The organism is candidate division WOR-3 bacterium (genome assembly GCA_039801365.1).
GTDB lineage: Bacteria > Hydrothermota > Tepidihabitantia > Tepidihabitantales > Tepidihabitantaceae > JBDRUN01.
The window spans coordinates 1-19,478 of the sequence record JBDRUN010000044.1 but is presented as its reverse complement, the minus strand read 5'-3'; the positions used below and the strand labels follow the sequence as shown (position 1 = coordinate 19,478).

At 57.1% G+C, this 19,478-nt stretch carries 25 protein-coding genes and 2 pseudogenes; 26 read left to right on the top strand and 1 reads right to left on the bottom strand.

Features of this window, described 5'->3' with window-relative positions; translation table 11 throughout:
• The 23 genes from ABIL25_06825 to ABIL25_06715 all read left to right on the top strand — a co-directional run.
• On the top strand, positions 1-1,001 hold a 1,001-nt coding region (locus ABIL25_06825; protein ID MEO0081987.1), incomplete at its 5' end, for a T9SS type A sorting domain-containing protein.
• 712 nt (positions 1,002-1,713) lie between these two features.
• The gene (locus ABIL25_06820) at positions 1,714-2,334 is read left to right on the top strand and encodes a hypothetical protein (protein MEO0081986.1); all 621 of its coding nucleotides are present in this window, start codon (positions 1,714-1,716) and stop codon (positions 2,332-2,334) included.
• A 201-nt stretch (positions 2,335-2,535) separates the two neighbouring features.
• Positions 2,536-2,850: a 30S ribosomal protein S10 gene (rpsJ, locus tag ABIL25_06815; protein ID MEO0081985.1), complete on the top strand. Its 315-nt coding sequence runs from the start codon at positions 2,536-2,538 to the stop codon at positions 2,848-2,850.
• A gap of 9 nt (positions 2,851-2,859) precedes the next feature.
• On the top strand, positions 2,860-3,540 hold the full coding sequence (gene rplC / locus ABIL25_06810) for a 50S ribosomal protein L3 (protein ID MEO0081984.1): 681 nt from the start codon (positions 2,860-2,862) through the stop codon (positions 3,538-3,540).
• Complete coding sequence (gene rplD / locus ABIL25_06805) at positions 3,537-4,283, top strand: 50S ribosomal protein L4 (protein ID MEO0081983.1); 747 nt, start codon at positions 3,537-3,539, stop codon at positions 4,281-4,283. The genes rplC and rplD overlap by 4 nt, the downstream gene beginning before the upstream one ends.
• Positions 4,280-4,561 carry a 50S ribosomal protein L23 gene (locus ABIL25_06800; GenBank protein ID MEO0081982.1) on the top strand — a complete coding sequence of 94 codons (282 nt, stop codon included), beginning with the start codon at positions 4,280-4,282 and terminating at the stop codon, positions 4,559-4,561. The genes rplD and ABIL25_06800 overlap by 4 nt, the downstream gene beginning before the upstream one ends.
• Before the next feature lies 1 nt (position 4,562).
• Positions 4,563-5,390 (top strand): 50S ribosomal protein L2, encoded by an 828-nt coding sequence (gene rplB / locus ABIL25_06795; GenBank protein ID MEO0081981.1) that lies wholly within the window; start codon positions 4,563-4,565, stop codon positions 5,388-5,390.
• On the top strand, positions 5,390-5,677 hold the full coding sequence (rpsS, locus tag ABIL25_06790) for a 30S ribosomal protein S19 (protein MEO0081980.1): 288 nt from the start codon (positions 5,390-5,392) through the stop codon (positions 5,675-5,677). Before rplB ends, rpsS begins: the two co-directional genes overlap by 1 nt.
• A 38-nt stretch (positions 5,678-5,715) precedes the next feature.
• Positions 5,716-6,072, top strand: a complete 357-nt coding sequence (gene rplV / locus ABIL25_06785; protein ID MEO0081979.1) for a 50S ribosomal protein L22 — start codon at positions 5,716-5,718, stop codon at positions 6,070-6,072.
• A gap of 3 nt (positions 6,073-6,075) precedes the next feature.
• A complete protein-coding gene (rpsC, locus tag ABIL25_06780; protein ID MEO0081978.1) occupies positions 6,076-6,717 on the top strand; it encodes a 30S ribosomal protein S3 in 642 nt (213 codons plus the stop codon).
• A 79-nt stretch (positions 6,718-6,796) separates the two neighbouring features.
• A complete protein-coding gene (rplP, locus tag ABIL25_06775) occupies positions 6,797-7,225 on the top strand; it encodes a 50S ribosomal protein L16 (GenBank protein ID MEO0081977.1) in 429 nt (142 codons plus the stop codon).
• Positions 7,212-7,430 (top strand): 50S ribosomal protein L29, encoded by a 219-nt coding sequence (gene rpmC / locus ABIL25_06770; protein ID MEO0081976.1) that lies wholly within the window; start codon positions 7,212-7,214, stop codon positions 7,428-7,430. The genes rplP and rpmC overlap by 14 nt, the downstream gene beginning before the upstream one ends.
• Positions 7,423-7,662, top strand: a complete 240-nt coding sequence (gene rpsQ / locus ABIL25_06765; protein ID MEO0081975.1) for a 30S ribosomal protein S17 — start codon at positions 7,423-7,425, stop codon at positions 7,660-7,662. Before rpmC ends, rpsQ begins: the two co-directional genes overlap by 8 nt.
• Positions 7,659-8,027, top strand: a complete 369-nt coding sequence (rplN, locus tag ABIL25_06760) for a 50S ribosomal protein L14 (protein MEO0081974.1) — start codon at positions 7,659-7,661, stop codon at positions 8,025-8,027. The genes rpsQ and rplN overlap by 4 nt, the downstream gene beginning before the upstream one ends.
• Positions 8,027-8,350: a 50S ribosomal protein L24 gene (rplX, locus tag ABIL25_06755; GenBank protein MEO0081973.1), complete on the top strand. Its 324-nt coding sequence runs from the start codon at positions 8,027-8,029 to the stop codon at positions 8,348-8,350. Before rplN ends, rplX begins: the two co-directional genes overlap by 1 nt.
• On the top strand, positions 8,350-8,892 hold the full coding sequence (rplE, locus tag ABIL25_06750; GenBank protein MEO0081972.1) for a 50S ribosomal protein L5: 543 nt from the start codon (positions 8,350-8,352) through the stop codon (positions 8,890-8,892). The genes rplX and rplE overlap by 1 nt, the downstream gene beginning before the upstream one ends.
• A gap of 3 nt (positions 8,893-8,895) precedes the next feature.
• Positions 8,896-9,081, top strand: coding sequence for a type Z 30S ribosomal protein S14 (locus ABIL25_06745; protein ID MEO0081971.1), 186 nt, complete (start codon positions 8,896-8,898; stop codon positions 9,079-9,081).
• Between the two features lie 11 nt (positions 9,082-9,092).
• Positions 9,093-9,482: a 30S ribosomal protein S8 gene (gene rpsH / locus ABIL25_06740; protein MEO0081970.1), complete on the top strand. Its 390-nt coding sequence runs from the start codon at positions 9,093-9,095 to the stop codon at positions 9,480-9,482.
• A gap of 2 nt (positions 9,483-9,484) precedes the next feature.
• Positions 9,485-10,057, top strand: coding sequence for a 50S ribosomal protein L6 (locus ABIL25_06735; protein MEO0081969.1), 573 nt, complete (start codon positions 9,485-9,487; stop codon positions 10,055-10,057).
• Positions 10,058-10,331: 274 nt separating this feature from the next.
• Positions 10,332-11,345: a DUF72 domain-containing protein gene (locus ABIL25_06730; GenBank protein ID MEO0081968.1), complete on the top strand. Its 1,014-nt coding sequence runs from the start codon at positions 10,332-10,334 to the stop codon at positions 11,343-11,345.
• A gap of 74 nt (positions 11,346-11,419) precedes the next feature.
• Complete coding sequence (locus ABIL25_06725; GenBank protein ID MEO0081967.1) at positions 11,420-13,084, top strand: FAD-dependent thymidylate synthase; 1,665 nt, start codon at positions 11,420-11,422, stop codon at positions 13,082-13,084.
• A gap of 2 nt (positions 13,085-13,086) precedes the next feature.
• On the top strand, positions 13,087-13,434 hold the full coding sequence (locus tag ABIL25_06720) for a hypothetical protein (GenBank protein MEO0081966.1): 348 nt from the start codon (positions 13,087-13,089) through the stop codon (positions 13,432-13,434).
• Between the two features lie 99 nt (positions 13,435-13,533).
• Complete coding sequence (locus tag ABIL25_06715; protein ID MEO0081965.1) at positions 13,534-14,175, top strand: 3D domain-containing protein; 642 nt, start codon at positions 13,534-13,536, stop codon at positions 14,173-14,175.
• Here ABIL25_06715 and ABIL25_06710 read toward each other — a convergent pair.
• Positions 14,125-15,003: a polysaccharide deacetylase family protein gene (locus ABIL25_06710; protein ID MEO0081964.1), complete on the bottom strand. Its 879-nt coding sequence runs from the start codon at positions 15,001-15,003 to the stop codon at positions 14,125-14,127. The genes ABIL25_06715 and ABIL25_06710 overlap by 51 nt on opposite strands.
• Positions 15,004-15,068: 65 nt before the next feature.
• Between ABIL25_06710 and ABIL25_06705 the strand changes: the two genes are divergently transcribed.
• The 3 genes and pseudogenes from ABIL25_06705 to ABIL25_06695 all read left to right on the top strand — a co-directional run bounded on the left by ABIL25_06705 (position 15,069) and on the right by ABIL25_06695 (position 19,379).
• The gene (locus ABIL25_06705; protein ID MEO0081963.1) at positions 15,069-16,787 is read left to right on the top strand and encodes an NAD+ synthase; all 1,719 of its coding nucleotides are present in this window, start codon (positions 15,069-15,071) and stop codon (positions 16,785-16,787) included.
• Positions 16,788-16,913: 126 nt separating this feature from the next.
• Positions 16,914-18,182 (top strand): annotated as a pseudogene (locus ABIL25_06700) (tetratricopeptide repeat protein).
• A 147-nt stretch (positions 18,183-18,329) separates the two neighbouring features.
• Positions 18,330-19,379 (top strand): annotated as a pseudogene (locus ABIL25_06695) (sigma 54-interacting transcriptional regulator).
• Positions 19,380-19,478 lie beyond the last annotated feature (99 nt).

Sequence of the window (19,478 nt, the reverse complement as noted above, 5' to 3'; positions counted from 1 at the left end):
CCCTTGGATTCTGGCGCTATGACATTGAGGCGAACCAGTGGGACAGCATGACCGGCGTGCCGCTGGGTAGATACAACAAGCGGGTCAAAGGCGGCACGGACATGGTGTTTGCGTCATACAAGGACACTGGCTGCGTGTACCTACTGAAGGGTTACAAGACCGAGTTCTACCGGTATAACCCAGTAGCTGGAAGATGGGACACCCTGCCAGAAGTGCCGTACGGAGCGAACAAGCAGAAGTACGACAAAGGCTCGTTTCTTGTGTATGACGGTGTGAACTATATCTATGCGCACCAGGCAAAGTACAACGACGGCACAAACCACTACATGTTCAAGTACGACCTCGGGACCGGGCAGTGGCAGACTGCGCCGTTGAAGGGCATGCCGCTTGCCGGGCTGCAGGGCGGCAGCACCAAGGACAAGAAGTCCAAGGACGGTGCTTCGGGTGCGTGGTATGATGGTGGTCTATATGCTCTGAAGGGCGGGAACACTCAGCACTTCTACCGCTATGCGCCAGAATCGAATAGCTGGGCCGAGCTGGAGACGGTGCCAGGCAACGGCAGTGCGGGCAGCAAGAAGTACGTGAAGGCTGGTGGTGACCTTGTTGCCTATGGTGGCGGCGCATTCTTCGCGCTCAAGGGCAACAAGACGTACGAGTTCTGGCGATACGTGCAAGGAACGCTTCAAGCCTCACGCCTCACGCCGCAAGCCCGTAGCGGAGTGCAGACAGGTAAGTCGGCAGTTAGTAGTTTGCAGTTAGCAATCAGCCCGAGCCCGATAACCGCCGGCTTTGTGACACTGCGCTACAGTCTACCCAAACCTGGACCCGTTAGCATCACTGTGTTCGACATTGCCGGTCGGGCGGTACTTCGTCAATTTGGTATCGGGAATCTGGTCTCTGGTATCACACTGGACCTTCGCAAGGTTCCAGCGGGCGTGTATCTCGTCCGGTTTGACGCGGACGGGCTCACGCAGACGCAGAAGCTCGTGGTGCAGAAATAGGACCGACAGGTCTAATCGGACCAATTCAGCCGGGGTGGCTTTGCGCCGCCCCGGCTGAAGTTTGGAGGATGGTCCAGCCCGCCATCATCAGGTCTTGCCCACAGGTCTTGCTCGAAGCCCGAACCCGACAGGCGAACTCTCTCGTCACCTTGCGCCTCGCGACGACAGCCGTTCTTCAGCCCAGAGATGACGGCCTAAGTTCCTCGGAAAACGCGGGTTGTGCCGGCCTACTACTACCAGCCCTTTGCATTGTCTCATTTCTATCTTCTTATCCTTACGGTGGTTACGATATTTTGGTTGCTGGCGGTCTTGCCTGACGCATTTGAGCCTGTCTGGCAGGGGGAGTGACTCCCCCACTCAGTCAGTATCCGAGTAGCGTGTTGAATCCGAGTCATAGCTTCACGATGAGGTGGAAGACTGGTCAAGGTCCTGATTAGTGAAAGAGATTGAGGCCTAACTGTCGCCAGAATCTGAGATTGGATCGGATTGCCAGAGGTAGTTAGAGCGGCTGGCAAAGAGGCTATGCCAGTGATTGTTCGAATCTTGTGCGCACAATCTGCCCGAGTTGTGCTATCAGAGTTCTTCTTGGGCAGTGCCATGGCCGGGTGTCTGACCTGTGGTGCGGACACCTGGTGTTTGGTGTTCTTATGCCGCTGCTCAGGTAAACCCCGGCTTGACATGAACCAAGTCATGTCTAGCCTACTAGTTGCCGATGAGAAGATTCTGCTTTGTTGCCGGTGTTGTACTAGTCGCATTCGCCGGGTGCGGCGGAAGGAAGGAGCCCGACTATTTTCCGCTGGTTGCGGGTGCACGGAAGTCAATGAGAATCATTACTCGGAGCGTTGAGAACGGCGATACGAGCGTTACAGTAGAAGTCAAGCCAGTCTCAGTAGTCATTGGTGAGAGGAAGCTGCCCGGAGTTGGCAAGGTATGGGTTGTCGAGACCCCGCACGATTCCGGGCCATCGAGTTATGCCTACTTTCGCCGGGAAAGGGACGCGATTGTCCAATTACTGCCAAGGAGAGGCAAGCCGGCTGCCGAGTTTTTGTTTCTTTCTTTGCCGCTGGCGAAGGGCAAGAGCTGGTTCGAATCAGACGCACGTCGGCAACGGTTCGAGGTCGTCGCCTGTGAGACGCTTGCGACCGAGGCCGGGGTGTTCCTGGACTGCTATAAGGTAGCGGTGCTTAGAGCGTATGCAGACTGGGCGATGCATCAGTGGTTCGCGCCCGGTGTCGGTCCGGTGAAGTGGGAGATCAGGTCGGTCTGGGAGAAGGATGGCGTAAGGCACGAGCAGTACCGGGTGGCCGAGCTCGTGAAATACGAGCAGCCCTAGAAACGTGGCCAGTGGGCCCAAAGAGCCGGGAAAGAAAAATCGGGTCTGATAACTTCAACCGTTGACATGCAGAGTTCTTTGGGTATATTTCACGGCTAGCGCCAGAAGGGCGCAGAGGGCAGACTGTAAGCCGCCCTGCACAAACGGACTGTTATGAGAGTGTGAGTTCGAGAGGTATTATTTTGTCTTGAAATGAGTTTGATAAGAGCATCGAAGAAGATACGAATCAAGCTGAAGGCTTATGACCACCGGGTCCTGGACCAGTCAGCCCGGGACATCGTTGACGTGGCAAAGCGGACCGGCGCACAGGTCTCCGGGCCGGTGCCGCTGCCCACGAAGCGTACGCTTTTTACCGTTCTGCGGTCACCGCATGTGGATAAGCGGTCGCGCGAGCAGTTTGAGCTGCGCGTTCATAAGCGGCTGATTGAGATCTCGAATGCCACCGCTGAGATGGTTGATGCCTTGATGAAGCTCGAAGTCCCGGCCGGTGTTGAGGTGGAGATAAAGTCCGCTTAAGGAAGTCAGATGTCGAACGTTGAGCAACGAGCTGAGAGCGGCCCGGCCCCAACCTGCGCGCTTCTGGGACGCAAGGGTGCGATGAGCCAGCTTTTTGATGAGCAAGGCCGGGCTGTGCCAGTCACCGCAATTGAGGTCGGTACTGATTGCGTTCTGGTCCGACGCCGGACTAAGGACGCTGACGGGTATGACGCGCTCCAGCTTGGGTTCGGCAAGGCAAACAAGAAGCGACTAACCAAGCCAAGGGCAGGCGTTTTCAAGCGGGCCGGGGTTTTGCCGGTGAGGCTGTTGCGTGAAGTCCGTCTGGGCGAGGCAGAGGCAAGTGCCTGCGCTGGACTCAAGCCGGGCCAGCATCTGACCGTGGATGCGTTCAAGCCCGGCGAGATAGTGCACGTTGTCGGCCGGACACGGGGTCGCGGTTTTGCTGGTGGGGTCGAGCGTTGGAATTGGTCAAGCGGACCAAGAAGCCACGGTTCAATGTCCCATCGCCGTACTGGCTCGGTTGGTGCCGGGTCATCGCCAGGGCGCGTGCTGCGTGGCCGGCATCTGCCCGGACACTACGGCAATGAGCAGGTCACGGTGAAAAACCTTAGGGTCGTGAAGGTTGAATCTGGACTGGGCCGTTTGTTCGTTACCGGCGCAATACCTGGTCCCAGGGGTGGAGTGGTGATTGTCAGGAAGAAGTCATGATTGACGTCCTGGGTGCTGATGGTGCTGTGAAAGGCAAGGTGGAATTGCCGGAGGCGGTGTTTGGTCAGCCGGTCCACTCGAGTCTGGTCTGGGAATCGGTGAAGGCGTTCCTTGCCAATCAGCGCCAGGGTACGGCCGCGACTAAGACCAGAGGCGAGGTGTCGGGTACCGGCAAGAAGCCTTATCGGCAGAAGCATACTGGCCGAGCTCGGCACGGGTCACGTCGGTCACCGATATTCGTCGGTGGCGGGATTGCCTGGGGGCCGAAGCCGCGGGACTACTCGCAGGCCATTCCGAAGAAGAAACGTCGTGCGGCCTTGGTTTCGGCACTGTCGGCCCGGCACGCCGAGGGAGGAATCGTCGTGGTCGAGGACTTTGAATTGAATCAACCGAAGACCAAGGAACTTGTAGGAATCCTGAAGGCGATGGGACTGGGCCCGGAAGGCACAAGCCCCAAGGCTCAAGCAAAGCAGGAGCAGCCGCCGGCCGAGGAGAAGGTCCTGACAGGTTCCTCCGAAGGACGGGCAGACGCGGAATCTGAGCGCGAGGCAGGGAGCAAAAGGGTTCTGCTTCTTGTTGGCGCCGCGTCTGAGAAGATTACGCGGGCAAGCCGCAACGTCCCGTGGCTAACGGTCATGCCGTCGGTGCTCTTGAATCCGTATGCGGTGCTAAGACACGAGAGAGTAGTATTCACACGGACCGGGCTGGAGAGGTTCCTGGCCGTTGCACAGAGGGCGTCATGACCGGGCCGATAGTGTTGGGCGCAGTGGTTACTGAGAAGGCTGAGCGACTCAAGGCTAACCAGAATCAGTACACATTCCGCGTTGCAGCCAAGGCCAATAAGATTGAGATTCGGCGCGCGGTTGAGCAGTTGTTCAAGGTGCATGTCGAGGACGTGAGGGTGATGAACATGCTCGGCAAGCAGCGTCGGATGGGGATGTTTGTGGGACGGCGGCCGAACTGGAAGAAAGCGGTCGTGACTGTGAAACAGGGCGAGCGCATCGAAGCACTGGAGCGCTAGTATGGGCATCAAGACGTATCGGCCGACAACACCGTCGAGGCGACACCGCACCGGCTACACGTTTGAGGAGATTACCAGAACTGAGCCGCACTGGCCGTTGGTCAGACCTTTGCACAAGACCGGCGGCCGGAATAATCAGGGGCGGTTGACAGTAAAGTGCCGAGGCGGTGGTGAGAAGCGTCACTATCGCCTGATTGATTTCCGGCGGACCAAGCGCGGGGTGTGGGGCGAGGTGGTGTCGGTTGAGTACGACCCGAATCGTTCAGCCCGGATTGCGCTGGTAAAATACGCAGACGGCGAGTATCGCTACATTCTACATGCCGACGGTATGGCAGTCGGTGACCAGGTTGCAGCCGGCACCGGCTTGCCGATGAGACCAGGTAATGCGATGCCGCTTTCCGAAATACCGGCCGGAGTGGAGATTCACAATCTGCAGCTCTACCCGGGCGGCAAGTCGTTTCTTGTGCGGTCGGCCGGGACTTCGGCCCAGCTCTTGGCAAAAGAGGAAAAGTGGGGTGTGGTGCGGCTGCCGTCCGGTGAGATAAGGAAATTCGACCTGGGGTGTTTTGCGACCATCGGCAAGGTGTCCAATGCCGAGCATAAGGATATCTCCATCGGCAGTGCGGGTCGGGCACGACATATGGGCCGGCGGCCACGGGTCAGGGCCGTGGCAATGAATCCGATTGACCATCCGATGGGTGGCGGCGAGGGCAAGTCGTCGGGCGGCCGACATCCATGCTCGGAGTCCGGGTTTCCAGCCAAGGGTGCCAAGACTCGCAACCGCAGGAAGAAATCGAGCCGGTTGATTCTACAGCGGAGAAAGCGGTAATGGGACGTTCCATAAGCAAAGGGCCGTACATTGACGAGAAACTTTTCCGCAAGGTGCGGCAGATGGCCGAGTCGGGTGAGAAAAGGACCATCAAGACCTACGCCCGGCGCAGTGTGATTCCGCCCGAGTTCGTTGGTTTCACCCTGGCTGTCCACGCCGGGAACCGGTTCGTACCGGTATATATCACTGAGCGGATGGTCGGACACAAGCTGGGCGAGTTCGCACCGACAAGGATATTTCGCGCTCACTCTGGGCCGAGAAAGAAAGTGGAAGAGCAGACTACATGATGATGCTGAAGTTGAACAGGCAGGTCGCGGAGTAGTCTATGGAAGCACGTGCAGTCAGCCGGTTTCAGCGTGGTTCAGCTAAGAAGCTCCGGCTGGTATGTGAGCTCATCCGCGGTAAGGATGTGCCCACCGCACTCCGGACTCTCATCTATCTGCCCAAGCCGACAAAAGCACCGGTGCTGAAGACCTTGCGTTCCGCCGTTGCCAACGCTGTTTCCATGGCCGGTAAGGCGAAGCTACGGGAAGAGGACTTGGTCGTGACCGACGTCAGGGCCGATCAGGGACCGGTGATGAAACGCTGGCAACCCGGTCCGCGCGGGATGGCAACGATTATCCGGAAACGGTCGGTGCACGTGACGGTGAGCGTGGCGACGAGGAAGGGAGTGAAGGTTTAGACGATGGGCCAGAAGACGCACCCGTTGGGTTTCAGGCTGGGGATTACCAAGAGCTGGAAGTCGGCCTGGTTCGACAGGAAAAACTACCGGAACTTCCTGCATGAAGACCTCCAGATAAGGCGTTACATCGAGGCCAAGCTGTCCGAGGCGATGATCTCTAACATTGAAATTCGGCGCGTGGCGAACCGGACGACAATCACTGTCTATACCGCCCGGCCAGGCATGGTGTTCGGCGCACGGCGGCAGAACCTTGAGCTATTGCGTGAGGAAGTGAAGCGGCTCATCGGACACGGCGACGTACAGATTTTGGTTGAGGTCGTGCGGGTGCCGGAGCTCGAGGCCAAGCTTGTTGCCGAGAGCGTGGCCCGACAATTGGAACAGCGGGTGGCCCACCGCCGGGCGATGAAGCGGGCCGTGACCCAGGCCCTGAGACTGGGTGCGCTTGGAATCAAGGTCATGGTCGGCGGCCGGCTCGGTGGTCGCGAAATTGCCCGCAGCGAGTGGTACCGCGAGGGCCGAGTACCGTTGCATACCCTGAAGGCTGATATTGACTACGCCGTTGATGTAGCAAAGACGATCGCCGGCACGGTTGGTGTCAAGGTTTGGATTTACAAGGGCGACATCACCCCGGCCGTGAAGACATGACGATGACGTGCGAGATGATGCCCGACTTCGGACTGCGGTGTCGAGCCGGCAGCGTAGAGCTTAGGACGGAGTGCACGTCATGCTGATGCCCAAGCGTGTTAAGTACCGTAAAGCCCAGCGAGGCCGGCGCAGCGGTAAAGCGACCGCGGCCAACCGGGTTGACTTTGGCGAATATGGCCTCATGGCGCTTGAGCCATCGTGGATTACGGCCCGGCAGATTGAGGCGGCCCGGCTCTGCCTAGCCAAGGTGTTGAAGCGGGCCGGCAAGCTTTGGATAAGGATTTTCCCGGACAAACCGGTGACCAAGAAGGCGGCCGAGTCCAGGATGGGCAAGGGTAAGGGCTCACCTGAGTTCTGGGTCGCGGTGGTCAAGCCCGGTACCGTGATGTTTGAACTCGGCGGCCTGACCAAGGCTGAGGCGCGGCTCGGGCTGCGTTTAGCCGCAAGCAAGATGCCGTGCCGGACTCGGTTCGTAACCAGGCAGGAGATGACGTATGAGGGCTTCTGAGCTGCGCGAACTTGGGACTGAGGAACTCGAACGCAGGCTGACCGAGTTACGCGACGAACTCTTCAAGCTCAATTTGCGCAAGGCAAGTGAGCAGTTGCCCAATCCGCTGCGACTCCGGATGCTGCGCCGAGACATCGCCCGCTGTCTGACCGTGCTTCGAGAGAAGCGGGCGGCCATAGAACACGGGGTGAAGAAAGATGGATAGGAAGCGCCGGACGGTTATTGGCACGGTGAAGTCCGCAGCGATGCAGAAGACGGTCGTGGTGCTCGTTGACCGGCTGGAAATGCACCCGAAATACAAGAAGTACGTGAGACGCAGGACCAAGCTTTACGCGCACGATGAGCAGGATCAGTGTGAGCCCGGTGACCGCGTACTCCTGATGGAGACGCGGCCTTTGTCCCGGCTCAAGCGCTGGCGGGTGGTGAAGAAGGTATGATTCAGGAATACAGCCGGTTGGTGGTTGCAGACAATTCGGGGGCCCGGGTCGCGATGGTCATCAAGATCTACGGCGGGTCAAAGCGCAAGTTTGGTACGCTTGGCGATACGGTCTTTGTGACGGTCAAGGATGCGATTCCGTCCGGCCCGATAAAGCCCGGGGACAAGGCACGCGCTGTGGTTGTAAGAACTCGCAAGGAGTTTCGTCGGCCGGACGGGAGCTATGTGCGGTTTGATGACAATGCCTGCGTGCTGGTGGATGAAAAAGGTGAGCCCAAGGGTACCCGGGTCTTCGGGCCGGTGGCACGCGAGCTGCGCGACCGCAAGTTTACGAAGATTGTATCACTGGCTGCTGAGGTGGTATAGTGAATCTGCGCAAGGGTGACCTGGTTGAAGTTCTGGTCGGTGAGGAGCGGGGCCGGCGGGGCAAGATTCTGCGGGTTGAGAAGGAGAAGATGACCGGCCGCGTGAGAGTCATCGTTGACGGGCTCAACCTCGCGAAGAAACACCAGCGGCCACAGGGTACCACCAAGCCGGGCGGGATAATTGATCTGCCGATACCTTTTGATGTCTCTAACCTCGTGCTTCTGTGCCCGAAGTGCGGTAGGAAGACAAAGGTCAGGCGCGAACCGCACGAAGGCCGACGGGTCAGAATCTGCCGCAAGTGTGACGAGATAATTGACGCATGATACCAAGGCTCAAAGAGCAGTACCTAAAGAAGATTGTGCCGGCACTCACCAAACAGTTTGGGTATCGTAACCCCCATCAGGTGCCGCGACTCGTCAAGGTTGTGGTGAATGTGACAACCAAGGATGCAGTCGCTGACGCGAAGGTGCTCGACACAATTGCCGAGGACCTAGCGATGATTACCGGTCAGAAACCGGCACGTACGCTTGCCAAGCGCGCAATTTCCGCGTTCAAGATTAGGAAAGGAATGCCGCTCGGGCTTAAGGTGACTTTGCGCGGGGCCCGGATGTACGAGTTCATTGACCGGTTCTTCAACTTCGCCGTGCCGAAAATCCGCGATTTTCAGGGGTTCTCACCCGACGCATTCGATGGCCGCGGCGGCTACAGCCTGGGGCTGTCCGAGCAGTTGATTTTCCCAGAAATCGAGGCGGCCAAGGTGAAGAAGGTGACCGGCATGAACATCACATTTCATACCAATGCCCGGCACGACGACGAAGCGCGAGCACTCCTTGCCGCGCTTGGGTTGCCCTTTAGGAGGAAATAGGGAATGGCGCGACTGGGACTGATCGTTAAATCCAAGCGTATGCCCAAGTATAAGGTGCGCAAACACAGCCGATGCCAGCGGTGCTTCCGGCCGCGCGCAGTTTACCGTAAGTTCGGACTTTGTCGGCTTTGCTTCCGTGAACTGGCGCTGCGCGGCGAACTGCCGGGCGTGCGTAAAGCGACTTGGTAGGAGGAGCTGAAGTGGACCCGATTGCTGATTTTCTGACCAGAATTCGGAACGGTCTGAGTGTCAGACGCAAGGAAGTGCGGGTCCCGTTCTCCAAGATGAAGCACGAGATTGCCCGGATTCTTCTGGAGGAGGGCTATATTTCGAACTTCCAGGTTGACGGGGAGGGCACGAAGAAGATGCTCCTTGTCACGCTCAAGTACAACGAAGACGGTAGCTCGGTAATCCGGGGCCTGGAGCGAGTCTCTCGACAGAGTCGCCGGGTTTACGTCAGCGCTGATTCGATACCGCAGGTACTGGGCGGACTCGGGCTTGCGGTGCTTTCTACCTCGCGTGGTATTATGACCGGCCGCGAGGCCGAGCGTGAACGTATTGGCGGAGAACTGGTCTGCAAGGTCTGGTAGCGATGGCAAAGGTATATCGGCCGCTGGGAATTCCGGACGGGGTACAGGTCAAGGTGGATGTTGGTTCTGTGACCGTTACGGGTAAGCTCGGTTCGATTGTCGTCCCAGTCCTACCCGGGCTGAGTGTGAAGGTCGAAACCAGACAGCTTGTTGTAGAACCTGGACCTGGGGCTGAGCGGGCTCATGTCGGCACGCTGCGTTCACATCTGAGTAACGCAATGGTCGGGGTAGTTTCTGGTTTCGAGCGCGTGCTCCAGGTTCGTGGTATGGGATATCGGGTACAGAAGACTAAGGAAGGAGTCCAGATTCAGTGTGGTTTCTCGCATCCGGTTGATGTTGTTGCGCCGCCGGGTATCACATTTGAAGTCACCCAGGCGCCGAACCCGGACGACACCAAGCAACAAATGTTTGAAATAACGGTCAAGGGTGTTGACCGGCACGCGGTTGGTCAAATTGCGGCACAGATTCGCGCCATCAAACCGCCGGACCCATACCGTGGCAAAGGAATAAGATACCGGGACGAATACGTGAGGAAGAAGGCCGGCAAGCGGGCGGTCGGTGCCGAGCAGGCCTAACGGTTTTCGAAGCCATTCAGAGTGCGGCCGCGGGCCGCACCTTCTTTTTGGCAAGGAGCACTACAGGCTGACTGATAGCACTCAACCAGACTACTAGCTCGGCGCCTACCCGGTAGGTGGAATCCCGCTGCGACGGTGCAACGGTACAATGTAGTGTTGTGGTTTGGGTAAGGTCTGTTTGAGACTTGGCTTTTTAGGAAGGGACATACTTGTGCTCACAAGGGGTGGAAGGGCCAAAAAAGCGGGGTAGAATTGTGGCGTGGGTGGCGACCAGATGTCGGTTAGAAGTCAGAATGGTGAACCACGCCTGCGAGTCGGCACAAGCGGGTTCTCATTCGCTGACTGGGTTGGGCCAGTGTATCCGAAGAACCTGCCCAGAGCAATGATGCTTGAGTACTATGAGCAGGTGCTTGGTTTCGACACGGTCGAGCTGAACTTTACTTACTACTCAATGCCGAAGCTGCATACGATGGAGTCACTGGTCAAGCGAACCCGGGACAACTTCCGTTTTGTCGTCCGCTCACACAGAGAGATGACTCACGACATCTGGGAGGAGGGAGGAGAGAGCAATGTCGAATGCCCGATACCAGATACCGGAAGCCAGAGTGCCCGAGCGAATACAAGGTCACGAGCAGAAGGCGTACGAATGCCAGCGAGTCGAGGGCGGGGTAGAATGAAGGATTTGAGTATGGTATTCAGACAGTTTCGGGAAGGCTTGGTGCCACTTATGGCTTCCGGGAAGCTTGGGTGTGTCTTGGTGCAACTGCCGTCCTTCTTCTGGCCAAGCCCGGACAGCCGCGATTACCTGGCTAGGCTACGGGAGCGGTTGCCTGGTGTGCCGGTGGTTGTGGAGTTTCGGAATAAGGCATGGGTGCGGGACAGTACCTATCGGACCCTTACTGAGATAGGCATCGGCTACTGTGTCGTGGATGAGCCGCAACTGCCCAGACTAATGCCTTTTGACCCTAGGCGCACCTCGGATATTGCCTATTTCAGATTTCACGGAAGAAACCGACACTGGTTCAAGGCTTCACGGGAAGAACGGTACAACTACCTATACTCCAGGGATGAGCTTGCGGACTTTGTTGAACCGCTTGAGGCTACAATCAGCGGTGCACGGCAGGCGTTTGCTTTCTTCAATAATTGCCATGCCGGCGCGGCAGCTAGAAACGCAGTGATGATGAAGCAGCTTCTTGGACTCGTCGGGCAGCTCAGTCCGGAGCAGGAGCGCCTGGTGAACGGTCCTGCTGAGGCCGGTCCGGATGAACCGGAGCTACCGCTCGCCTGAGGGGGATGTTCCTTGGTGAGACTGGCACGCTGGTGGCTTGACTTTGTGAGGAGGTTCAATATTCTCTGGCCTGCATGAAAGTCAATCTTGCCGGGTATAACGTCGAGCACGAGCTGGTTCAAGAGCTTTCTTTTCCCGCGACCCCGGAGACGTTTTCGGCAGCTTATGCACGGGTAAGCCGCAGTACGAAGTCGGTCGAGGAGCTCAGGCGTGAGGCGCGTAAGGAGGTGCACCGGTCTCGTCGGTCAAACCAGACGATAGTGTTTGACATGGGCCACCACTCTATTGCCGAGCACGCAGTGTTCAACTTCGACATTTCCGGCATTTCCCGGCTCGCAGCTGAAATACTCGAGCACCACCGTCTGAATTCCTACACTGAACGGTCTCAGCGCTACGTCACTGTGGATGATGGTTTTACCGTGCCGGCTGAGCTTGACGACCAAGAGCTACGCGACGAGTTTGTGGCGACGGTGAGGCTGCAGTACCGCTACTACCATCTGCTGTGCGACCGACTGCAGCAGTATCTTAAGGAGAAACACCCTTCACTTGCGGCAGACCCGATAGCGATCGAGAATGCGGCGAAGGAAGACGCACGTTATGTTACCTCGCTTGCCACTCAGACCCAGCTTGGGATGACGGTAAATGCCCGTAACCTAGAGCTTATTGTGCGACGGCTTGCGGCCGCAGATTTGGCGGAGGCAAGGCAGCTTGGGGCCGAGTTGTACCGACAGGCGGTCGCAGTAGCACCGTCCCTTTTGGTTTTCACCGGGCCGACCGATTATGAGAGCACGACGCGCGCGCGGCTACGCGACTATGCAACGAGCTTCATGGTACCGGCATTTCCAAGGCGGCCTAAGAACTTTATTGCCCATTCAGCCTCCGACGTTACCCTTGTTGACTACACGCCGAACGCGGATAACAAACTGCTTGCTGCTCTGCTGCACTCTCATTCCGGGGTCTCGTTTGCCGAGTGCTTGAGCCGGATAGAGCGTCAGACTCTTGCGCGAAAGAAAGAGATATTCAAGCAGGCAATGCAGGATTTGCAGTCGTATGATGCGGTGCTGAGGGAGTTTGAGCACCTCTATGTTACATTTGAACTCATAATCTCCGCATCGGCGTTTGCCCAGCTCAAGCGTCACCGGCTGATGACCGTCACCTGCCAACCGTACAATCCGAACGTTGGATGGACGATACCGGTTTCGGTTGCCGAAATAAAGGAACACAAGAACTTCAAGGAGATTCTCGCCCGGACCGAAGATACTTACAGCAAGATAGCCGGCCATAGCCCGGCCGCGGCGCAGTATGTCCTGACAAATGCTCATCAGCGACGAGTACTCGTAACAGTCAATGCGAGAGAGCTTTATCATATCGCACGATTGAGGGAGGATATGAGCGCCCAATGGGACATTAGGGATATCGCCAACCGGATGGTCGAGCAGGCGAGGCATGTTATGCCGCTAACGCTTGCTCTGGCATCGGGTAAGGACACGTATCCCAAAGCTTATGAGGAACTGTTCGGTCGCCTGCCCGATGTGCTCAAGCCAGAACTACCAAGGCCAAGGCCGTTAGTGGTCGAGTCAGTACAAACTAGCATGGTCGTCGGTAAGGAAACATTTGCTGAATCTATTGAAAATGAGGATGTTACAGCTCAAGCCCGTATCACAGCCAAGGCCGACCAGCGTTCAGGAAAGGACACCAAGTCCTCGAGACGTAAACGAAAGAGCAAAAGGGGTAGTTAGACATGCATGTCAGCACTCTGAAAGAACTCAAGGATGCGGTAAAGCAGCAGGTTGACGAGATAACGGTGTCGGACCCGGTCCTGGCCTATAGGGTCAAGGCCTGGAACACCGTCCGCACAGTAGCTAACATATTGGTATTTATCATACTTGGCTTGGCACTGTTTGCCTGGGCTGACCCGCTGCATTGGACGTTCCTGAAGACAGATGCTGCGAGATTGGTAAGGCAGATAATGCTCGGGCTGGGTTTGGTCCTGTTGTTCCTTGAGTACGTTATCCCTGTTGTACGACTTTACAAGCCTGTTAGCCAGGGCGCCGGGGTGTTGAAGCTCGTTCCGCGCAGGCGTAAGTAGTCTAATATCAAAATCTTACTAGAATAGACCCAATTCCGGGGCGGGCTGCGCTTAGGTACGACTTGACAAGGCGGCCGGAAATGGGCCATAATTGAAACAATGCGCAAGTGGCCAGTAGGCCTCATAATAGTTGCCTTGGGCTGTCTCGGTCCAAGGGTGCAGACAACCGCGGTGAGTACCAGGTTGGAGCCGCCGGATTGGTTGTTTGAGAATCCTGGGCCGCCGCCTGGCATACCTGAGGCCCGGTACCTTGGCAAGTTCAAGACGACCTTTTACTGGATAGTTGAGGAAAAGGATTACCCTGACACGAAACAGGTCCCCCTGTATGATACAAGGGGCAACTTGGTCGGAAGGTTCTCAAGGGAATTTGTCGAGGACTTCAAGGTCGAGGCCGCGGGAAGGCTGAGGGATGGCAGGAACATAAGCTGGCTGAAGAAGGCCGGCCGGGTGCAGGTGGACAGTCAGTTTGCTGGGATCAACGGGTATAAGCTTACAGAACTTAAGTCAATCGCGGTTGACCCTAGGGTTGTGCCAATTGGTGCCATGGTTTACATTCCGCAGGCCGAGAACGTGGTGGTCAATGGCCGGCGACTCAACGGCGTTTTTCGGGCCCACGACATTGGTAGTGCAGTCAAGGGAAAACACGTTGACATATTTGTAGGCTCAAAGGACAATATCGAAGCATTCCGCTCAGCGGGGATAATTAGTGCCGGTAGCGTCGACGTTTACCTCCTCGAATAGTAGTTGTTTGCGGCGGTCTGGATACGCGGCCGCCATCTGTTGCATCATTCGCCCTAGCTTCTCGAACCACCATTCGCGGTATAACTGAGCCAGGGTTATAACCCTGACCCGGGTCGCGGCCATCCACTCGAGCAGTCTCTCAAAGTCGGCCAGGTTCCATTCAGTGAATGAAGACGGACTGGCTACAATCTGATGCAGGAGCAGGATTGTGGTACGACGTCTGGCAATGGTGCGCTTGACGTCGGCCAGATTGGTCTCCCGGCGCAGCTCCAGGGTCGGTAGCCGATAGGGCTCCAACCAGAGGTTCGGCTCACCCGGTACAACGGCCCGGCCCAGCCGGTATCCGGCCTGCTTGGTCATGCGACGGATCCGGGTATTCATATCGCCGTAAGGGTAGACAAAGGTTATGACCTCAGTGCCGAACAGAGACTCGAGGACCTGTTTTGACTGGCTGATTTCGGTCCAGGCCTTGGTGCTGTCGAGTCTAGTCAGGAATGGGTGAGACATGCTGTGGCTTGCGACTTCGATGCCGCAGGAGTCAATGAGTTCCTGGACTTCTGCTTGGTTCATGAACCTTGCCGCGGGCCGGTACGAGGGCCGTTTGCCTGGGCCGACGTAGTCCACAATAAGGGCGAGGGTCATCGTCATTCGGTACTTGCGCAGTAATGGGTAGATGTTGGTGAACACCGAATGGTAGCCATCGTCAACCGAGAAGACAACGGTATGGCTGGAAAGATTGGGTATGCTCTCAGCCGCAGAACCGGGGCTTTCCGAAGTTAGGTTCTGGCCTGGAAGCAGTGCGAGTACCAGGGTTACAAGGGGAAACACCTAGATGGAATTCTACCTCGGCCGGACTCGTTGACAAGAGATGCGGCACGGATACGCTGTAAATAATGCGGATTGCACTTGCCCAGTTGAATCCAATTGTCGGCGATATCGAGAACAACCTAGCGCTTCTTGAGCAGACGCTTGTGCAGGTATCAGCAGAGCGACCGGACCTCGTGGTGTTCCCAGAGCTGTTCCTAGTCGGCTATCCACCGCTTGACCTTCTGGAGCGCGGCTGGTTCATTGCCCGGCAGGGAGAAGCACTGGAACAGGTTGCCAGGATTTCAAGAAAGTTCTCCAAGACCGGGATTCTGCTCGGGGCTGCGGTTCGGACAGGACTCGCCATTGGCAAGCCCCTGTACAATGCGGCGGTGCTATTCCTCGGTGGGAATAGGCTCCTCTCTCAGCCGAAGACTCTGCTGCCGACATACGATGTGTTCGACGAACTGCGCTACTTCGAGCCGGCACCGTGTATCCAGACCGTAAGACTCGGCAACGAGATTTTGGGCATATCGGTCTGTGAGGATGCGTGGAACGGGCCACCGGGCAACAATGACCGATCGCCAATAGCCGATGACCGGTTTCGTAGGCCATATGACCGCAACCCGGTTGCGGAACTGGCCGAGGCCGGTGCTTCGTTGCTTGTGACAATCGCAGCCTCGCCGTTCTGGATCGGGAAGGAAGAGCTGCGATACAGTCTGATTTCCAGCCACGCCAGGAGGCACGGACTACCCTTCGTGTTCCTGAACCAGGTTGGTGCGAACGACGAGCTTGTGTTCGATGGCCGGAGTATGGCGTTAGACGCTCAGGGCGAGCCGATTCTTGTGATGGAACCTTTCACTGAGCAGGTTGCGATCGTTGACACCACGGCAAAGGGAAGGCCGGAGAACTTTAGACCGTTGGGTAGGGTTGAATCAGTGTACCGGACTTTGGTTCTCGGCGTTAGGGACTATGCCCGTAAGTGTGGGTTCAAGCAGGCGGTGCTCGGACTTTCCGGCGGGATTGACTCTGCGGTTGCGTGCTGCATTACAGTTGCGGCGCTCGGTCCGAACAACGTGCTTGGCGTGACCATGCCCTCGGAATATTCATCCAAGGGCAGTGTGGATGACTCAAGGCGGCTTGCCGCTAATCTTGGCATCAGGTTCCTAGAGATTCCAATTGCCGATGTCTATCATAGCTATCTGCGGGCTGTGGGTCCATGGCTTACGGCGCATAGCTCGCAGGTAGCGGACCCGGGCGCCGTCAACCTTCAGTCGTCGGTCTTCGTCAGTCTGGCCGAAGAGAACATCCAGGCCCGGGTCAGGGGTAACATTCTGATGGCGTTGTCGAACAAGTTCGGTCACCTTGTCATAACCACAGGAAACAAGAGTGAGCTTGCTGTCGGGTACTGCACCCTGTATGGTGATATGAGCGGCGGGCTCGCAGTGCTGGCCGACGTGCCTAAAACGATGGTCTATGAACTGGCGCGTTACATCAACCGGGAGCGGGAACTAATACCGCGCGCGACCATCGAGAAAGCGCCTTCAGCCGAACTGCGGCCCAATCAGACCGATCAGGACACGCTTCCGCCGTATGAGATTCTGGACGAGATCTTAGCCCGGTACTTGGAGCAGGACCAGTCGGTAGAGGAGATTGTTGCGGCCGGGCTTGAGAAGAAGACGGTTGAATGGGTTGTGACTGCGGTGCGCAAGAGCGAGTATAAACGCCGTCAGGCCGCACCGGGCATCAAGGTTACCACCAAGGCATTCGGCGCGGGCCGCCGGATGCCGGTTGCAGCAAAGTACTGACTTCGGTCGCGCCCAAGTCAGGGGTGGCCGTTTAGCACCGTCAGGAATGATTGTGTCAACTATTGTGCCCGTATTGGCAACCCTCGAGTCCTTGACTGTCCGACAGTTTCCGTGCAAGCTATCACTATGTCACCGATGGTGAAGCCAGGCTCGGGTAGCAAGGCAGCTCCGCCGGCTGACGATACCAGTCTGACACGTGTGCGGCCGACAGTCACCCAGCGTCTGTCTGAGGAAATCGAGGCTCGCCTGGAGCTGGCGAGGGAGGCATACCGGTATGACTTAGCAGCGGCGCGTGTCCACGCGTCGGACGCACTTAGGCTTGCGCAGGCTGGGGGCAAGTTCGCGGAGATGGCGCGGGCAGCCAACCTGATATCTGATGTGTGCTGGCACATGGGTGAAGTTGGCCGGGCACTGGAGTACGGACAGCTGGCGCTGGACTCAGCCCGGACAGCCAAGGACAGGTCTCTGGAAGCGGCTTGTCTCACCACGCTGGGCATGGTGACATCGCTGATGGGTGACTTGGACCGCGCCGAGGAACTCCTGAACCAGTCTCTGATACTGAGCCAGGCTGAGAGGGATGACCAGGCTAGCGCCACCACACTGGCAATGCTTAGTAGTCTGTTGCTTCAGCGAAGTAACTTTGCAGGCGCTATGAGTTGCGGTCAACGCAGCTTGGAGTTGTTTGTGAAGCTGGGCGACACCTATCGGGCCGGTGCAGCGCGGTTGAAGATAGGTACTATCTACGCCACTCAGGGAGACTGGAATACCGCATCAGACTATCTATCACGGGCCCTAGTTGAGGCAGAGTTGAGCGGTAGTCTAGTTAACAGTCTGGTCTGCCGCGATAACTTAGGTGAAGCCTACTTCAGACTGGGTAAATTTGAGGAGGCAAGAACTCAACTCGAAGCGGCACTGCAACAGTCAGAGGCAACCTCAGATATGGGTGCCAAGTCGGACATACTGGGAAACCTCGGTGAGCTACATTTCCGCCAAGGCAAACTGGCGCTGGCGCGGGACTGCTATGAGCAGAATATTAGAATGGCGCTACAGATGGAGAATATCCCTGAACTGCTCGAGGGCTACTGCAGAATGGCTGAGTTGCAGTTGGCGCTGGGCGAGGTCAGTGATGCCGAACAGACTGTTCACCAGGCAATGGAACTTGCGGATAGGCCTGGGCTACGGATTGAAGCAGCGCGAGTCTGGCGGATGATGGGTAACCTGTGTGTAGCCAAAGGTTGCTGCAAAGAGGCTATCGGGTGGTACCGAAAGTCAATAAGCTCCCTGGACGATATCGGGTGTAACTATGAACTCGGTCGCGTGCACCTTGACTGCGGCCGAGCGCTTACCGAGTTAGGCAGGATAGTGTCCGCCCACAAGCATCTTCATCGGGCTGAGGAGATATTCCAAAGTCTCGGCACCCCACAAGAACAGGATGCGGTGACAGCCGCCCTTCTTCTGGGGTCGCCTGGGAACCGGCCGGTGCTACTGCTCAACCGGTTGAGCGGCATTTGCCTCAGGGCCAATACTTTCGAGGAACTGGCCATGGGCGTCCTCCGGCAACTCAGCGTGGTGCTTGGGTTCGATTCGGGTAAGATAGTTGACGATGCCGGTCGGACGTTCGCGTTTGGTAACACAGGTTCTGATGACTCGTTGGTCCATCGGCAAAAGGACCGACTGGAAGTGACGCAGTCAAGCGTCTATTGTCCCTTCGGAAAACCTGGAAGGGAACAGAGTTTTCTCTACTTGAGATGGGCTACCAAGGTGCCACTCCGAGCGGATAGGATGCTCTGGCGTGCAGTTGGGAACGTTATTGCTGTCGGATGGGAGCGGCTTTCCAGTCTAAGCGCACCGGAAATGACAAGGACAGATTCTGTGGTGTCTGGGCAGACGGTTGTAGGTGCAGAAACAAGTCTGAAAGATGTTGTCGCGGTAGTTCGCAATGTCGCACCAACTAGGGCGTGCGTGCTTATTCGGGGCGAGAGTGGAACCGGCAAGGAGCTCATTGCCCGGCTGATTCACAGTCAGAGTAAACGGGCCGACAAGCCATTTGTCGCGATCAACTGCGCCGCGATACCCGAAGGGCTGCTTGAGAGTGAATTGTTCGGTATCGAGAAAGGGACTGCAACCGGGGTGACTGAACGGAAGGGGAAACTTGAGCTCGCCGATACCGGCACGGTCTTCCTTGACGAAATCGGCGACATGAGTCTCACTCTACAGGCTAAGTTACTGCGTGTGCTTGAGGAACGTGAGTTCGAACGAGTGGGCGGTCGAACACCGATCAGGGTTGACATCCGGGTAATTGCTGCAACGAATAAGAATCTGGAGAGAGCAATCACCGAAGGTCGGTTTAGGGAAGACCTGTATTACCGGTTGAACGTCGTGTCGGTTAATCTGCCTCCTCTACGCGAACGCAAGGAAGATATCCCGCGCTTGGTGGCTCATTTTGTCGGAACCCTATCCCGGGAACACGGGCTCCAGTCTAAGCAGATTTCTCAGGTGACAATGGCGAGACTCTGTTCCTATGACTGGCCGGGCAATATCCGCGAACTCAGGAATGCAGTTGAGAGGATTGTGATTCTCGGTGAGGCTGACGCCGCTATTCCAGCTATCGCAGCCTATGAAACGGCCGGCACACAGTCTGCTGCGACCTGCTCGCTCAACGGCCTGAAGCGTGGATTTCCTGATCAGGAA

Excerpts from the sequence above, each read along its gene's own strand:
- ABIL25_06820 (MEO0081986.1), top strand. The coding sequence starts at position 1,714 with ATGAGAAGATTCTGCTTTGTTGCCGGTGTTGTACTAGTCGCATTCGCC.
- rplC (MEO0081984.1), top strand. The coding sequence starts at position 2,860 with ATGTCGAACGTTGAGCAACGAGCTGAGAGCGGCCCGGCCCCAACCTGC.
- rplD (MEO0081983.1), top strand. The coding sequence starts at position 3,537 with ATGATTGACGTCCTGGGTGCTGATGGTGCTGTGAAAGGCAAGGTGGAA.
- ABIL25_06800 (MEO0081982.1), top strand. The coding sequence starts at position 4,280 with ATGACCGGGCCGATAGTGTTGGGCGCAGTGGTTACTGAGAAGGCTGAG.
- rplB (MEO0081981.1), top strand. The coding sequence starts at position 4,563 with ATGGGCATCAAGACGTATCGGCCGACAACACCGTCGAGGCGACACCGC.
- rpsS (MEO0081980.1), top strand. The coding sequence starts at position 5,390 with ATGGGACGTTCCATAAGCAAAGGGCCGTACATTGACGAGAAACTTTTC.
- rplV (MEO0081979.1), top strand. The coding sequence starts at position 5,716 with ATGGAAGCACGTGCAGTCAGCCGGTTTCAGCGTGGTTCAGCTAAGAAG.
- rpsC (MEO0081978.1), top strand. The coding sequence starts at position 6,076 with ATGGGCCAGAAGACGCACCCGTTGGGTTTCAGGCTGGGGATTACCAAG.
- rplP (MEO0081977.1), top strand. The coding sequence starts at position 6,797 with ATGCTGATGCCCAAGCGTGTTAAGTACCGTAAAGCCCAGCGAGGCCGG.
- rpmC (MEO0081976.1), top strand. The coding sequence starts at position 7,212 with ATGAGGGCTTCTGAGCTGCGCGAACTTGGGACTGAGGAACTCGAACGC.
- rpsQ (MEO0081975.1), top strand. The coding sequence starts at position 7,423 with ATGGATAGGAAGCGCCGGACGGTTATTGGCACGGTGAAGTCCGCAGCG.
- rplN (MEO0081974.1), top strand. The coding sequence starts at position 7,659 with ATGATTCAGGAATACAGCCGGTTGGTGGTTGCAGACAATTCGGGGGCC.
- ABIL25_06745 (MEO0081971.1), top strand. The coding sequence starts at position 8,896 with ATGGCGCGACTGGGACTGATCGTTAAATCCAAGCGTATGCCCAAGTAT.
- ABIL25_06735 (MEO0081969.1), top strand. The coding sequence starts at position 9,485 with ATGGCAAAGGTATATCGGCCGCTGGGAATTCCGGACGGGGTACAGGTC.
- ABIL25_06730 (MEO0081968.1), top strand. The coding sequence starts at position 10,332 with ATGTCGGTTAGAAGTCAGAATGGTGAACCACGCCTGCGAGTCGGCACA.
- ABIL25_06725 (MEO0081967.1), top strand. The coding sequence starts at position 11,420 with ATGAAAGTCAATCTTGCCGGGTATAACGTCGAGCACGAGCTGGTTCAA.
- ABIL25_06720 (MEO0081966.1), top strand. The coding sequence starts at position 13,087 with ATGCATGTCAGCACTCTGAAAGAACTCAAGGATGCGGTAAAGCAGCAG.
- ABIL25_06715 (MEO0081965.1), top strand. The coding sequence starts at position 13,534 with ATGCGCAAGTGGCCAGTAGGCCTCATAATAGTTGCCTTGGGCTGTCTC.
- ABIL25_06705 (MEO0081963.1), top strand. The coding sequence starts at position 15,069 with ATGCGGATTGCACTTGCCCAGTTGAATCCAATTGTCGGCGATATCGAG.